This window comes from Mesorhizobium sp. RCAM 05104, from assembly GCF_059683645.1.
The window spans coordinates 1,783,965-1,797,728 of record NZ_CM185033.1 but is presented as its reverse complement, the minus strand read 5'-3'; the positions used below and the strand labels follow the sequence as shown (position 1 = coordinate 1,797,728).

Below are 13,764 nucleotides of genomic sequence, written 5' to 3'. Positions count from 1 at the left end.
TAGGTTGTTCGGATTGTTCGCTTTGCGCCAAGAGCGGCTCTGAGCGTCGTCGCGGATATCGCCGTGACCTGACCCACTGCAGACAGCCAGACTAGTTCTGTGCAAGAGTCGACTGAAAGTCCTTGGTATTGTTGCGATTGGGATACGGCTGGTCCGGTACGGGCACGCCAAGATGCAGGCACAGCGGCTCCCACCCGTCGCCCAGATTGTGGACCAGCAGCCGGCCCGGCGGCACTGTCGCGATGACGGCCCTTACATTGGCTTCGTATACGGCCATGGCATTGGCGCGATCGTGCGGCCGGCTGTCGAAGACTTGCCTGGAGATCAAGGCAAGACCCAGCGATTCCTGATCCGTGCTCTGGCTGATGCCCTGCAGGATCGTCTTCTCGAAGCTTTCCCACCAGCTTTCCGGCGATCGGTATGTCAGGATAACCCGGGCGTCCGGATAGAACTCAATCAGGTCACGCCAATAATGCGCCGAAGGCCAGTCGATGCAGGACGCGTAGCCCGCAAACAGCTGGTTCCAGTCTGGTGCCGCGCCCTTCGCCAGCGCACGCCAAAGCCGCTTCTGGTCTTCGTTGGCCATGACTTCGAACATGTGGTGACAGGGGCCGAAACCCAGGATCGTCAGCGCCTCGCGCATCGAATCCGTTCCTGTTCGGCCAAAGCCCGTTCCGATTACCCTTATCGCCATTCTCCCCCCTGATTCAGGCCCACAGCCGTAACATCAGTAGCTTGCGAGCATCGTCCCTGGCGATAAGCCAAATACCGCCGCCGTTGCCGCAAGGGTCGGAAGCTTTGGAATATTAGCTGCGAAAGATATGCCTGTCTTGCGCATAGTTCGGTCGGCTGTTGCGGGCGCACCCGCGACCCTCCGGCAATTCTCGTATCCACCAAATAAAAAGGCGCGGGTTTGGCCCGCGCCTTTCCATGGTCAGTCTTCCAAAACTCAGTCCTTCTCGAAGATGCGTGCCTTGGCGACGACGCCGGCAATGGCGCCGCCGATCAGCGGGGCAACGATGAACAGCCAGAGCTGGCCGATCGCGGCACCTCCGGAAAACAGTGCCGGGCCGATCGACCGTGCCGGATTGACCGATGTGCCGGTCACCGGGATCATGGCGAAGTGAATTCCCGCCAGCGTCAGGCCGATGACCAGTCCGGCAAACGCCGTCGAGTGTTTTTCGGCCGTGACGCCGAGGATCACGGTGACGAAGGTGAAGGTGCCGATCAGTTCCCACAGGAACGCCGAGCTGACACCCCATTTCGTCTCGTCCCAGCCATTGGCGCCGAAGCCGCCGGTGTGTCCCCCGGCCTGACCGGAGACGATGATCCACAATGCCAGCGAGGCGAGGATGGCGCCGATGATCTGCGCGATCCAGTAGGGAATGACGTCCTTGGCCGGCAGCCGGCCGGCAAGAAAGACACCGAGCGTCACCGCCGGATTAAGATGTGCACCCGAGATGGGTCCGATCGCATAGGCCGCCGCAATAAGGCCGATGCCGAACGCAAGACCGATGCCTTCCTGGCCGAGCGGCAGCGCGCCGCCGAAGCCGCCTGTCACCACCGACGCCGTACCGATGAACACCAATAGAAATGTGCCTAGAACTTCCGCCAGATAAGTCTTCATTGCCCTCTCCTCGTATCGATCCGCTGGCCTGCTTTTTCGCGCCGCGAATCATGCCGGCAAGAGTATTCCCAACGGAAAATCTTGGAAAGCAGAGCGGTTGCGCCATAAGCCGTGCTTGCAGTCGCCAGTTGCGAACATTAGAGAACTGTCATCTGTTGATCGATCTGCTGTTACCAGCCACGGATATTTACTGGTCGCGTCGATTCGCTGGCCTCAGTCAGGATTGCCGTCGTGGGACGGAAGCGGGGTTCAATCCAGGCGCGAAAGGCTCTAAGAGCAGGCCGAGAGATATGTGCTCGATTTGATGGAATGACGGATGCGACTGGGCGGACGGCTGGCTGCGGCCATCGAAGTTCTTGAAGACATTGGCCGGCGCCACCGGCCGGTGGCGGACGCGCTGAAGGACTGGGGCCTGTCGCATCGCTTCGCCGGCGGCGGTGATCGCGCGGCCATCGGCAACATCGTCTATGACGCGTTGCGCCACAAGCGTTCCGCCGGCTGGCTGCTGGGCGAGGACACGCCGCGCGCCATCGGTTTCGGCGCGCTGTTGCTCGAATGGGGCCAGACGGCGCAGTCCCTGAACGATGCGCTTGAAGGCGACAAGTTCGCGCCGCCGCTTCTGACCGCGGCTGAACTTCAGGCAATCGCCGGGCGCCGGCTTGCCGATGCGCCGGACGCGGTGCGCGCGGATGTTCCCGACTGGTGCGCGCCGCTTTTCGAGCAAGCCTTCGGCGCCAGCTGGGTCGACGAGGGCGCGGCGCTGGCGACACGCCCGCCGCTCGACCTCAGGGTCAACACCTTGCAGGCCAATCGCGACAAGGTGCTGGCGGAACTGTCGGGAACCGGCGCGAAACCTGCCGCCATCGCGCCGCACGGCATCCGCATCCCGCCGATCGATGGTGACGGCAGGCACCCGAACGTGCAGGCCGAGCCGGCCTTCCAGAAAGGCTGGTTCGAGGTCCAGGACGAAGGCTCGCAGGTGGCGGCCGCCCTTGCCGGCGCCGAAGCCGGCATGCAGGTGCTCGATTTCTGCGCTGGCGCCGGCGGCAAGACGCTGGCGTTGTCGGCGGCGATGGAAAATCGCGGCCAGGTCTTTGCCCACGATGCCGAAAAGGCGCGGCTGGCGCCGATCTTCGACCGCATCCGCCGTTCGGAAAACCGCAATGTGCAGGTGGTCACCAAGCCTTCGGAGCTCGCGCCGCTCTCCAACCACATGGACATCGTTCTCGTCGACGCGCCTTGCACCGGCAGTGGCACCTGGCGGCGCCGTCCCGACGCCAAATGGCGGCTGACGCAAAGGCAGCTCGACGCCCGCAAGGGCGAGCAGTCGGCGATCCTCGATGCCGCCAAAGCCTATGTCAAACCCGGCGGCCGGCTGGTCTACATCACCTGCTCGGTGTTCGACGAGGAGAATGGCGGCCAGATCGCGGCGTTCCGGGATCGCAACAGCGGCTTCGTGCCGGTCGATCACCGCAAGCTCTGGGACAGCCGTTTTCCAGGCCATGAGGCGGCAGCGCGCATTGGCGCCGCCGGCGATATCTCGCTGTCGCCGGCCCTGAGCGGCACGGACGGATTTTACTTCTGCGCCATGCGCCGGGCGAACTGACGCTGCCGTTGACGGGTGGCGACAACGCCCCAGTTTGCAGATGCGCGCCTCATGCCGCCATCGGGGGGAAATCCTTGCAAAGATACCTGACGCTTCTGCTCTTCCTCATCCTGGTGCTGGGTGGAGGCCTGCTGATCGGCTACGCAACGTTGCCGGGCGCCTGGTATGCATCGCTGGCCAAGCCGCCCTTCAATCCGCCCAACTGGATCTTCGGGCCTGCCTGGACGCTGCTCTATGCACTGATCGCCGTGGCCGGCTGGCGGACATGGCTGCGGGAGCCGACAGGAACCGCGATGAAGATCTGGGGCGTCCAGCTGGCGCTGAATTTTCTATGGTCGCCGACCTTCTTCGGCGCCAGGATGATTGGTCCTGCCCTGGTCGTCATTGTGCTTCTTCTCGCCAGCATTGTACTTTTCATTGCCAGGGTCTGGAACCGCGACCGGCTTTCCGGCTGGCTTTTCGCGCCATATGCGGCATGGGTGGCATTCGCCACTTTGCTCAACGCATCGCTTCTCTGGTTGAACTAGCATATCTCCGCGATCGTTTTGTTGCAGTGCAGCAAAAGCATTTGCCTGCCGCCCGTGCCTCTGCAATAAGCTTATCCGCATAAAGGAAGGCAACGGCCATGGCAGCAAAGATCGTACCCGCCCCGGACTATGAAGACCGCGTCAGGACATCCTTCGCGCGCCAGAAGGCAATGGCGACAATCGGCGCCGAGCTGACCCTGGTGACGCCCGGCATCATCGAGATCGAGATGCCCTATTCGGCGGCACTGACACAGCAGCACGGCTTCCTTCACGCCGGCGTCATCTCGACGGCGCTGGACTCTGCCTGCGGCTATGCCGCCTTCTCGCTGATGCCGGAAAGCTCCAGCGTGCTGACCATCGAGTTCAAGGTCAATCTCCTGGCGCCGGGCAGGGGCGAGCGCTTTCTGTTTCGCGGCTCGGTGACCAAGCCCGGTCGTACCATCATCGTCGCCGATGGCCAGGCCTATGCCTTCGCCACCGATGGCGAGGCGAAGCTGATCGCCACCATGACCGGCACGATGATGACCGTGGTCGGGCGTGATGGCATCGAAGGGTGAGAGCGCGGTTCGCCGAAGGCGAATTGGAAGGTCTGGTGGACCTTTCAAAGGGCTCGAACCGGGGAGCTGCCGCAGGCAGCGGGCCCCGGCCGGGCCGGAACGCAACGAGCCCAGCGGAGCGCCAGCAGGAGCAGATCACCGTGACCGGCAAGCTGACTAGACTATCGGGCAAGGATGTCCTCTTCGTCATGGCCGCGCAGGCGGAATACGGACCGCACCTCAGGCGGCTGTTCATGCCGCTGATGACGGGCGTCGGGCCGGTCGAGGCCGGCGTCAGGCTCGGTGCCGAGCTCTCCTGGCTGAAATCGCGGGAGACTCTGCCGGACCTCGTCGTATCGCTCGGCTCGGCCGGCAGCCGGACGCTGGAGCAGACGGAAATCTATCAGGCCATCTCGGTCGGCTATCGCGACATCGACGCCTCGCCGCTCGGTTTCGAGAAGGGCGCGACGCCCTTCCTCGACCTGCCGGTGACGGTGCCGCTGCCGTTACGCATTCCAGGCATAAGGGAGGCTACGCTGTCGACCGGAGGCGCGATCATCACCGGCGCCGCCTATGACGCAATCGCGGCTGACATGGTGGACATGGAGACCTTCGCCTGCTTGCGCGCCTGCCAGCGGTTCGACATCCCGCTGATCGGGCTGCGCGGCATTTCCGATGGCGCCGCCGACCTGCGGCATGTCAATGACTGGACAGAATATCTGCACGTCATCGACGAGAAACTGGCCGGAGCGGTCGGGCTGCTGGAACAGGCGATCGGCGATGGCCTGCTGGACGCCTGACCGAAAATCGGATCAAGCGGCCAAGCGCGCGGGATCGCCGAAATCGATGCGCGAAATGCGCCCGCGCACGGCGCCGTTCGCATCGACATAGTCGATTGCTCCCGGCGAATGATCGAGTTTCCACGAGCCGGTGGGGCCGTCCTTCCACTCGACCTTGTAGCCGTCGTCGAGCAGCGTCCAAAGTCCATGGAAAAGGGTACCGTCCGGCAGCAGCATATGCGCCCGGTTCTCGTTTTCGTAGTGGATGAAGGCATCCTTGCCGCCCATGTCGATGACATGCGTGGTGCCGATCATGATAATGGCCAGCGTATTCTTGTCGAGAATTGTCATGGTCTCTGTCCGCGTGCTTGAGTTGGAAAGGCCTCGACGGGTCTAATATCGTCAAGTATCTTGACTATATGGAGTCCGGATAAAATGGTCAAGAAGCTTGACGAAAAAACCGAAGCACTGCCGGATCACGTCGGCTGGCGGCTATGGCAGGCAAGCCGTGCCTGGCAGGCCGAATTCGTCGCCGCGATGCGGGCCGCCGGTCATGGCTGGTTCACCGAAGCGCGCGCCGGACTGCTCGGGCATATCGAAAGGAGCGGCATGCGCCAGTCGGCCTTGATCGAACGTTCGGCAATATCCAAGCAGGCGATCCAGCAACTGCTCGACGGCCTCGAGGCGGAAGGCATCGTCGAGCGCCTGCCCGATCCGCAAGATGGCCGCGGCAAGCTGGTGCGCTATACGCGCAAGGGGCTGGCCGCCCTGCGCGATGGCGATCGGGTCAAGATGGAGATTGAACGGCGCTATGTTGATCGCATTGGCGAGGAGCGGTTCACGGCGCTGATGGGCGCTTTGCGGGCGCTCGCGGCCGGAAAGGTTGCGGCAATGGATGAAGACGCTGGCGTTGCAGGTGAAGTCGTGGAATCGAAGTGACAGCAAGGCCTTGCAACCCATTGCGCCGACTCATTTCTTTCTCTAAACGCTCGCCATGAAAACAGCCAATCATCCCGACACCGTCCTGATTGTCGATTTCGGCAGCCAGTTTACCCAGCTCATCGCCCGCCGCATTCGCGAAGCGGGTGTGTTTTCCGAGATCGTGCCGTTCCAGTCGGCCGAAGCGGCGTTCAAACGCATCAATCCCAAGGCCGTCATCCTGTCCGGCGGTCCCGCCTCGACGTCGGATATCGGCAGCCCGCGCGCGCCGCAGATCGTCTTCGACGCCGGCGTGCCAGTGCTCGGCATCTGCTATGGCCAGATGGCCATGTGCGTGCAGATGGGTGGTGTCGCCGAAAGCTCGGACCATCGCGAGTTCGGCCGCGCCTTCGTCGAGATCGAGAAGGACAGTCCGCTGTTCGAGGGCCTGTGGGCGACCGGCCAGCGCCACCAGGTGTGGATGAGCCACGGCGATCGCGTCATCTCCCTGCCCAAGGGATTCGAAGTGTTCGGCAAGTCGGAAGGCTCGCCCTTCGCCATCTTCGGCAACATCGAGCGCAAGATGTACGGCATCATGTTCCACCCCGAGGTGGTGCACACGCCCGATGGTGCCCGGCTGCTGCGCAACTTCGTCCACAACATCGCTGGCATCGAGGGCGACTGGACGATGCGCGCCTACCGCGAGCACGCGGTCGAGGCGATCCGCAAGCAGGTCGGCAAGGGCAAGGTCATCTGCGCGCTGTCGGGTGGGGTGGACTCGTCGGTCGCCGCGCTTCTGATCCATGAAGCGGTGGGAGACCAGCTCACCTGCATCCTCGTCGACCACGGGCTGATGCGCAAGGATGAGGCCGCGGGTGTGGTGGCGATGTTCCGCCAGCACTACAATCTGCCGCTGATCCTGGTCGATGCCGCCGACAAATTCATCTCGGCGCTGGAAGGCGAGGCCGACCCGGAGAAGAAGCGCAAGACCATCGGCCGGCTGTTCATCGAGGTGTTCGAGGAAGAGGCGAAGAAACTTGGCGGCGCGGACTTCCTGGCACAAGGGACGCTCTATCCCGACGTCATCGAAAGCGTCTCCTTCACCGGTGGTCCGTCGGTCACGATCAAGTCGCACCATAATGTCGGGGGCCTGCCCGCGCGCATGAACATGCAGCTTGTCGAGCCACTGCGCGAACTGTTCAAGGACGAGGTGAGGGCGCTCGGCAAGGAGCTTGGCCTGCCCGAGAGCTTCATCGGCCGCCATCCCTTCCCCGGTCCTGGTCTCGCCATCCGCTGCCCGGGCGGCATCACCCGCGAAAAGCTGGAAATCCTGCGCGAGGCCGACGCCATCTACCTCGACGAAATCCGCAAGGCCGGTCTCTATGACGCCATCTGGCAGGCCTTCGCCGTGCTGCTGCCGGTGCAGACCGTCGGCGTCATGGGCGACGGCCGCACCTACGAATTCGTTTGCGCGCTGCGTGCCGTCACCTCGGTCGACGGCATGACGGCGGATTTCTACCACTACGACATGGCCTTCCTGGGCGCGGCTGCCACCCGCATCATCAACGAAGTGCGTGGCATCAACCGCGTCGTCTACGACGTCACCTCGAAGCCGCCCGGCACCATCGAGTGGGAGTGATTCAATCCGGCCGATGATGTCGGCCCGGCATCGATCGCCAGCTTCGTTCCGCGAGATCGTTCGCTCTCTCCATCTGAAATCCGCGTGATGATCAGGGAGAAGGTCGCTACTTTGCCTACCATTCGCCTGAACCTTCGTCTCATACTGTTCACGATGGTGCGAAAGAGTGAACTTCAGGATGTCACAAGTGATTTGCGGGAATTGTAGGGTTTTCCCTGGCGGAGTTCTTATGCATGCTTATGCGTTCACGATAGCCCTTGGGTGAAATGTTGTTCCAGCGCCGGAAGAACATCCGAAAATTCTTGGTATCGGAAAATCCGAGCAGATCGCCGATGTCTGCAACCGAAAAGCCGCCGGCCTCGAGGTACTTCTTGGCGAGTTCGCTGCGGACCTGGTCGGAGATGGCGGAGAACGTCGTACCCTGCTCGGCCAGGCGCCGCCGCAGGGTTCGGGACGTTATCGCCAGCCGGTCGGCGACCCACTCCATAGTGGTGACGGGAGCGGGGCTTTCCATGATCAGCCGAGCAACCTGTCCGGCGAGTCCGCCGCCATATTCGACAGCGCCGATCAGACCCTCGCAGGTTTCCCGCAGCATGGCGTGCGTGACAGGATTGGTCATCGGCGGCCGGTCGTCCAGGATCGACATGTCGTAAACGATAGCGGTCGAGGATTTGCCGAAGCGAACCTCGCAGCCCAGTTCCTGCTCGAAGATTTCGGGCCTGACCGGTTTTTCGAACGCCACGTCGATCCAGATGGGCTCGCGCTCGACATGCGCGATGTCGTGGACATGGGTCACGTGCTGGCCCAGCTGCTGAGCCAGCAGGAAACGGCGCACAGGCAGTGAGTAACCCAGCCGTCCTTCGTCGGGAAAGGTCCAGACGAAATGCCCTGCGTCGATGTGCCAGGCGATCGAGAACATTGGCGTCGCAAGCAAATGGTAACGGACAGCAAAATCGAAGCCCGCGCGAACCGTTGCGCTCGAAAGCAATGCAAATCCGTAAAGGCCATAGGCGGACAGGTGGATGGATTTGCCGACGCGCAGCGGCAGAAGCAGGTCGTCGCAGCGCCGGATGACGTTCTCGCAGGCGATGAGATACTGCCGAACGGAGCTATGGACCTTGCCGTCGTCGAGCATGTCCTCCCGCAAGTCAGTCCCCTTCAGGACTTCCGTTGCGGTCAGCCCAAACTCCTTCGCTCCCTGGACGAGGGCAAACAGCTTGTAAGGCGCAAAGACCGGATTGGCCACTGGAGTCCTCCTCGGCGACGATAGCCAACAGACGAGTCTTTTAACAGCTATTTGTCCCCTAAACACCCTGTCCGTGTCCTCTCGGCGCCTCCCTGCTGGATCAACTCCGACGCAGACTAGGAGCGCTAAAACAGGGGAGGAGAACCCAAATGCGCAGTTTGCTTAACGCATGGCGCGTCGCGTTGTGCGGCGTCGCTTCTATTGCGATGGGATTCATCGCGACACAGGCAACAGCTCAGGATTCGAAACAATACAAGGTGTTTCTGAGCATGAGTTATGTCGGCAACGACTGGCAGGCCGAAGCTCAGAACATGGTCACCGCCATGGCCAAGGCCCACGCCGACAAGGTCGATCTGCGGATCCAGGTCGCCGGGCCGGTGGCCCAGAAGCAGATCCAGCAGATCAACGCGATGGTGCAGGCGGGCGCCAACGCCATCATCGTGTATCCGATCTCGCCGACCGCGCTAAATCCGGCGATCAAGAACGCATGCGACAAGGGCGTCGTGGTGTTCGCCTACGACAGCTCCGTCACTGAGCCATGCGCATACAATGTCGTCACCGACCAGACCGAGCTCGCCACCAAGAGCGCGCAGTGGGTCGCCGACAAGATGGATCACAAGGGCAATCTGATCTTCGTGACCGGTGTGCCCGGTACGTCGGTGGACACCGACCGCAACAAGGCCGCCCGCGCGGTGTTCGCGAAATATCCAGATATCAAGATCGTCGCCGAACCGAACGGCATGTGGTCCCAGGCGGTCGCGCGCAAGGCCGTCAGCGAGGCCATGGCGACCATGAGCTGGGACGATATCCAGGGAGCGTGGGGGGCGGCGGCCTGCATCCAGATCTGGACGCTGCAGATGGAAGCGAACAGCAAGACCCTCATCCCGTGTGGCACCGAAGGCAGCAACGGCATGCGTGTCATGATGCTTCCGAAAGGCAGCATTGCGGACGCGACAGGAGCCTATTCGCCTCAGGGAGCGCCGGGCATTTCGCTCGAGAGCCACCCAGGCGCCGGCGCCATGGCCCTGAAGCTCGCGATGGACGTTCTCGAGGGCAAGAAAGTCGACAAACTCACGATGATGCCCCTGGAGGCCATCACCGCGGACAATGCGAAGCTCTGTCAGACAGGCAGTTTCGACGAACTGTCGAAAGGCTGCAATGTCTTCGATCCCGGCCTGGTTCCTTCGGGATGGTTCGCGAACATCCTGAACCCGGCCACACCCGAAGTCGGGTTCCAGGCGGCATTGGTGGGACAGCCCGAAACCAACTGACAGGCCGACACGGGTGGCGCCTCACGGCGCCACCCGCTCCCGCTCAGTCTCAATTCCGGGTGCCGCTGCGATGTCCGACGCTGTCCGTCTCGACGGGGTTACGAAAACTTATGGATCGACGACGGCCCTGGCCGACGTCAGCCTCGCGTTCGAAGCCGGAGCCGTTCATGCGCTGCTGGGCGAAAACGGCGCCGGCAAGTCGACGCTTGTCAAGATTCTCAGCGGCCTTGCTCGCCCGGATCGCGGGACAGTAACCCTGTTCGACCAGCAGGTCGTATTCGCCGATCGGTCCAGTTCCAGCGCTTTCGGCATCGAAACGGCATTCCAGGAGATTCCGCTGGTTCCCGACCTGAGTGTTGCCGACAATCTTCTGCTGCCCAACCAGCCGCGGCACTTCGGGTTTCTGCTCGACCGAAAGGCCGCTCGCGACCAGGTCGCCGCCATCGGAAGAGAGTTTGAGATCGAAGATATCGATCCGCGCACACCGGTGCGGGAACTGGACCTTTCCCTGCGCCAGAAGGTCGAAATCACGCGGGCGATTGCCCGCAAGCCCCGCCTGCTGATCCTCGACGAGCCTACGGCGGCGCTTTCGAAGGCCGATGTGGAATGGCTTGGGCGCCGAATCCAGGCCCTCAAGACGGCCGGCACGCCGGTCATTCTCGTCACGCATCGCATGCCGGAAGTTCATGAGTTCTGCAGCCGCATGGCCATTTTGCGCAATGGGCGCCATGTGGGAGGCTTCGCGGTCGGCGAGATCAGCGACGAAGCGGTGTTCAAGCACATTATGGGCCGGTCCGTTCAGGTAACCTTCCCAGCCCGAAATGCGTCGCCCTCCCCCGCGCAACCGCTGCTTTCCGCGAGAGGCCTCAGGGCGGGACGTCAGCTGGAGTCCGTCACGCTTCACGTCCGGCCAGGTGAAATCGTAGGCGTGGCGGCGCTACAGGGGATGGGGCAGCTGGAACTGTTCAACGCTCTTTTTGGCGCTGAGCGGGTGCTGAGCGGAACCATATTGATCAACGGGCAACAGGCGCATTTCGCCAGTCCGTCCGATGCAATCGACGTCGGCATCGGCTACGTCCCGGAAGACCGGAAAATCCAGGGACTCGCCCTCCATCGGAGCGGCACCGAAAACGCATCGATCCCGATCGTCTCCGAATTTTCGCGGCTGGGCGTCGTCGATACAGCCACCGAAAGAGCTCGCGTCGATGACGCGTTTTGCGCCGTCAACCTGCATCCCCGGGCGCTCCACCAGACCGCCGCGGAATTCAGCGGCGGCAACCAGCAGAAGATGGTGCTGGCCAAATGGCTGCTCACAAATTGCCGCTTACTGCTGGCATTCGATCCCACGCGCGGCGTCGACGTCGGCACCAAGCATGAGATCTACGGCATCCTGCGGCGCTTTGCGGAGGGCGGCGGCGGCGTCCTGCTCCACTCCACGGAGGTGCCGGAACTAGTCGGCCTGTGCGACCACGTAGCCGTTCTGTATCGCGGCCGGATTGCCGCCGATCTTGCACATGGCGAGGCAACCGAAGAGACCGTTGGCGCCTGGATGCTGGGCTCCGGTGAACACGCGCGGGCAGTCGCATGACTTTGCGCGGCTCCAACGAATTGCTGCGGTTCGTGCGTCGCAACGATGGGATGCTGATAGCCCTGGCGACGCTGGCATGCGTCTTCGGCGTCCTCAATCTGAACCTGCAGCAGACGTTCAGCTACTACGACGTGAGCAACACCTTCTCGAGCACCGCCACCTTGGCGCTGGCGGCTATGGGAGCGACAATCGTCGTCCTCATTCGCGGCCTTGACCTGTCGGTCGGCGCGGTTATCTCCCTGTCGAACTGCCTTGCCGCCGCCAATATGGGCGACAGCTCCCTGTCGATGATCGGCTGGAGCCTGGCCGGGGTTCTGGCCGGCACAGCCACTGGCCTGTTCAATGCGGTCTTCATCGTCCTGTTCCGGCTGCCTTCGATAATCGTGACGCTTGCCACGATGTTCATCGTCGAAGGGCTGACGCTGCTTGTCCTCGAGCAGCCTGGCGGTGCCGCTCCGACAGCCTTCTCGAATTTCTTCATCGGTGACGCCATTCCGGGGTTTGTCCAGGCACCGGCGGTTGTCATCCTGCTCGCGCTGGCCGTCTGGGCGCTGCTTCGCAACACGCGTCTGGGCACCTACATCTATGCGGTTGGCAGCGATCCGGACGCGGCACGATCGAAGGGCGTGCCGGTTTCGCTGACCCGGATGCTGGTCTATGTCATCGCGGGCACGTTTTATGGGGCGGCGGGCGTTTTCCTCACCGCCCAGACAGGGTCGGGGGATCCGACTGTCGGGCCTCCGATGCTGCTTCCGGTCTTTGTGGCCGTCGTGCTGGGCGGGACCTCGTTCGCCGGCGGGCGAGGCGGCTGCGTCGGAACGGTCCTCGGCGCCTTCACTGTCATGCTGATCGTCAATCTGCTGCTGGTGTTCAACGTACCCACCTTCTACGCGACGATCGTGGAAGGAGGATTGCTTATCGTGGCCGTGCTCGCCAATTCGGTGCCACGGATCCGGGAGGTCATCGCGACAGCCTGGATTTTTGTTCAGAAACGACGCGCCGGCCTGCCACGCTTCGATCGTCCCGTCGTCGCTTCTTCCACGCAAACGCGAAACGATGAAACACTGCCCGCCAACCCGGTGGCGCGGTGGTTGCGATGGAACCGTTCGGCGTTGCGATTCACGGTGCCGACCTATCTTGGCCTGGCCGTCCTGCTTCTGGTCACCGCGGCCATGTTTCACGGTCGGCTGAGCGTGGAAATCTATGTGAACACGCTTCTCGTGTTGGGCTCTTTCCTGGCCGTTCTTGGATTGGGCCAAGGCACCGTTGTCATCAGTGGCGGGCTCGATCTCTCGGTCCCGGCCATGATCACTTTCTGCGGGGTTCTGCTTTGCGAGTGGAACGCGCCCGGCTCGAGTTCGATCACACTATTGGTCGGGGTTGCGCTTCTCGGCGCCCTCATCGGGTCCGTCAGCGGCATCGGCGTCGGAATCCTTGGGATTCATCCCCTCATCATGACGCTTGCCATGAACGGCATCATCGATGGCGCCACGCTTGTGATGACCGACGGCACGCCGCGCGGTGTACCGCCGGGTGTCGTAAGCTGGTTCATGACCGGCAAGATCCTTGGGCTTACGCCCGTGGTGTACGGACTGATGCTGTTTGTCATTTGCGCCACGTTTCTGCTCGGGCGCACCGTCTATGCCAGGCGCCTCTATCTGGTCGGCAGCAGCCCGCTTGTCGCCAGGTTTTCAGGGGTGAGCGTTGGCAGGGTCCAGATTGCGGCCTATGGCTTGAGCGGCCTATGCTCGGCTGTCGTCGGCATCATGCTCGCCGGCTTCAGCGGACAGGCCTTCATCGACATGGGCACGCCATATCTCCTGCCCTCGATCGCCGTAATCGTGATCGGCGGTGTCGCGATGAGCGGCGGGCGGGGGACTTACCTTGGCATTTTTGGCGGAGCGTTGCTGCTGACCGCCCTGACGATCGTCCTGCAGGGCATGCTCCTGCCAGTCGCCATTCGGAATGTGATCTTCGGGCTGGTGATCCTGGGTGCGGTCATCGGCCTGCGCGAAAACCAGGCGTGA

13 protein-coding genes and 1 pseudogene are annotated in these 13,764 nt (G+C 62.6%); 10 read left to right on the top strand and 4 right to left on the bottom strand.

The genetic code is table 11. The features are described from left to right. Nucleotides 1–91: 91 nt before the first annotated feature. Together AC56QP_RS09050 and AC56QP_RS09045 are read right to left on the bottom strand one after the other, a co-directional pair. Nucleotides 92–643 (bottom strand): sulfotransferase family protein, encoded by a 552-nt coding sequence (locus AC56QP_RS09050; protein ID WP_497103978.1) that lies wholly within the window; start codon nt 641–643, stop codon nt 92–94. Between the two features lie 306 nt (nt 644–949). Beyond that, nucleotides 950–1,627: an MIP family channel protein gene (locus AC56QP_RS09045; protein ID WP_489860017.1), complete on the bottom strand. Its 678-nt coding sequence runs from the start codon at nt 1,625–1,627 to the stop codon at nt 950–952. Nucleotides 1,628–1,943: 316 nt separating this feature from the next. On the opposite strand from AC56QP_RS09045, the gene AC56QP_RS09040 reads away from it, so the two are divergent. The 4 genes from AC56QP_RS09040 to AC56QP_RS09025 all read left to right on the top strand — a co-directional run bounded on the left by AC56QP_RS09040 (nt 1,944) and on the right by AC56QP_RS09025 (nt 5,096). Continuing rightward, nucleotides 1,944–3,233, top strand: a complete 1,290-nt coding sequence (locus AC56QP_RS09040) for an RsmB/NOP family class I SAM-dependent RNA methyltransferase (RefSeq protein WP_489860018.1) — start codon at nt 1,944–1,946, stop codon at nt 3,231–3,233. 74 nt (nt 3,234–3,307) lie between these two features. Next, a complete protein-coding gene (locus AC56QP_RS09035; protein ID WP_489860019.1) occupies nt 3,308–3,760 on the top strand; it encodes a TspO/MBR family protein in 453 nt (150 codons plus the stop codon). Between the two features lie 98 nt (nt 3,761–3,858). After that, nucleotides 3,859–4,317: a PaaI family thioesterase gene (locus tag AC56QP_RS09030; RefSeq protein WP_091583902.1), complete on the top strand. Its 459-nt coding sequence runs from the start codon at nt 3,859–3,861 to the stop codon at nt 4,315–4,317. Nucleotides 4,318–4,505: 188 nt separating this feature from the next. Beyond that, entirely contained in the window at nt 4,506–5,096 is a 591-nt protein-coding gene (locus AC56QP_RS09025; RefSeq protein WP_489863647.1) for a 5'-methylthioadenosine/S-adenosylhomocysteine nucleosidase, read from the top strand. 12 nt (nt 5,097–5,108) lie between these two features. Here the strand turns inward: AC56QP_RS09025 and AC56QP_RS09020 are convergent, their stop codons facing one another. Beyond that, nucleotides 5,109–5,426 (bottom strand): hypothetical protein, encoded by a 318-nt coding sequence (locus tag AC56QP_RS09020; RefSeq protein WP_489860020.1) that lies wholly within the window; start codon nt 5,424–5,426, stop codon nt 5,109–5,111. Between the two features lie 84 nt (nt 5,427–5,510). On the opposite strand from AC56QP_RS09020, the gene AC56QP_RS09015 reads away from it, so the two are divergent. The 3 genes and pseudogenes from AC56QP_RS09015 to AC56QP_RS09005 all read left to right on the top strand — a co-directional run. After that, nucleotides 5,511–6,014: a MarR family winged helix-turn-helix transcriptional regulator gene (locus AC56QP_RS09015; protein ID WP_489860021.1), complete on the top strand. Its 504-nt coding sequence runs from the start codon at nt 5,511–5,513 to the stop codon at nt 6,012–6,014. Nucleotides 6,015–6,069: 55 nt separating this feature from the next. Next, on the top strand, nt 6,070–7,632 hold the full coding sequence (gene guaA, locus AC56QP_RS09010; RefSeq protein ID WP_489860022.1) for a glutamine-hydrolyzing GMP synthase: 1,563 nt from the start codon (nt 6,070–6,072) through the stop codon (nt 7,630–7,632). Nucleotides 7,633–7,635: 3 nt separating this feature from the next. Continuing rightward, a pseudogene (locus AC56QP_RS09005) lies at nt 7,636–7,824 on the top strand (tyrosine-type recombinase/integrase); the annotation flags it as partial. On the opposite strand, the gene AC56QP_RS09000 reads toward AC56QP_RS09005, so the two are convergent. Beyond that, nucleotides 7,814–8,767 (bottom strand): AraC family transcriptional regulator, encoded by a 954-nt coding sequence (locus tag AC56QP_RS09000; protein WP_489863648.1) that lies wholly within the window; start codon nt 8,765–8,767, stop codon nt 7,814–7,816. The pseudogene AC56QP_RS09005 and the gene AC56QP_RS09000 overlap by 11 nt on opposite strands. Nucleotides 8,768–9,027: 260 nt before the next feature. On the opposite strand from AC56QP_RS09000, the gene AC56QP_RS08995 reads away from it, so the two are divergent. The 3 genes from AC56QP_RS08995 (at nt 9,028) to AC56QP_RS08985 (ending at nt 13,764) form a co-directional block, all read left to right on the top strand. Continuing rightward, nucleotides 9,028–10,149, top strand: coding sequence for a sugar ABC transporter substrate-binding protein (locus tag AC56QP_RS08995; RefSeq protein WP_489860023.1), 1,122 nt, complete (start codon nt 9,028–9,030; stop codon nt 10,147–10,149). A gap of 70 nt (nt 10,150–10,219) precedes the next feature. After that, complete coding sequence (locus AC56QP_RS08990) at nt 10,220–11,737, top strand: sugar ABC transporter ATP-binding protein (protein WP_489860024.1); 1,518 nt, start codon at nt 10,220–10,222, stop codon at nt 11,735–11,737. Next, on the top strand, nt 11,734–13,764 hold the full coding sequence (locus AC56QP_RS08985; RefSeq protein ID WP_489860025.1) for an ABC transporter permease: 2,031 nt from the start codon (nt 11,734–11,736) through the stop codon (nt 13,762–13,764). Before AC56QP_RS08990 ends, AC56QP_RS08985 begins: the two co-directional genes overlap by 4 nt.

What these genes read in the sequence shown, in the direction of transcription:
- AC56QP_RS09000 (WP_489863648.1), bottom strand. Translation starts at nt 8,767, where the DNA reads ATGCTCGACGACGGCAAGGTCCATAGCTCCGTTCGGCAGTATCTCATC.
- AC56QP_RS09050 (WP_497103978.1), bottom strand. Translation starts at nt 643, where the DNA reads ATGCGCGAGGCGCTGACGATCCTGGGTTTCGGCCCCTGTCACCACATG.
- guaA (WP_489860022.1), top strand. Translation starts at nt 6,070, where the DNA reads ATGAAAACAGCCAATCATCCCGACACCGTCCTGATTGTCGATTTCGGC.
- AC56QP_RS09025 (WP_489863647.1), top strand. Translation starts at nt 4,506, where the DNA reads ATGGCCGCGCAGGCGGAATACGGACCGCACCTCAGGCGGCTGTTCATG.
- AC56QP_RS08985 (WP_489860025.1), top strand. Translation starts at nt 11,734, where the DNA reads ATGACTTTGCGCGGCTCCAACGAATTGCTGCGGTTCGTGCGTCGCAAC.
- AC56QP_RS09015 (WP_489860021.1), top strand. Translation starts at nt 5,511, where the DNA reads ATGGTCAAGAAGCTTGACGAAAAAACCGAAGCACTGCCGGATCACGTC.
- AC56QP_RS08995 (WP_489860023.1), top strand. Translation starts at nt 9,028, where the DNA reads ATGCGCAGTTTGCTTAACGCATGGCGCGTCGCGTTGTGCGGCGTCGCT.
- AC56QP_RS09030 (WP_091583902.1), top strand. Translation starts at nt 3,859, where the DNA reads ATGGCAGCAAAGATCGTACCCGCCCCGGACTATGAAGACCGCGTCAGG.
- AC56QP_RS09045 (WP_489860017.1), bottom strand. Translation starts at nt 1,627, where the DNA reads ATGAAGACTTATCTGGCGGAAGTTCTAGGCACATTTCTATTGGTGTTC.
- AC56QP_RS09020 (WP_489860020.1), bottom strand. Translation starts at nt 5,426, where the DNA reads ATGACAATTCTCGACAAGAATACGCTGGCCATTATCATGATCGGCACC.
- AC56QP_RS08990 (WP_489860024.1), top strand. Translation starts at nt 10,220, where the DNA reads ATGTCCGACGCTGTCCGTCTCGACGGGGTTACGAAAACTTATGGATCG.
- AC56QP_RS09040 (WP_489860018.1), top strand. Translation starts at nt 1,944, where the DNA reads ATGCGACTGGGCGGACGGCTGGCTGCGGCCATCGAAGTTCTTGAAGAC.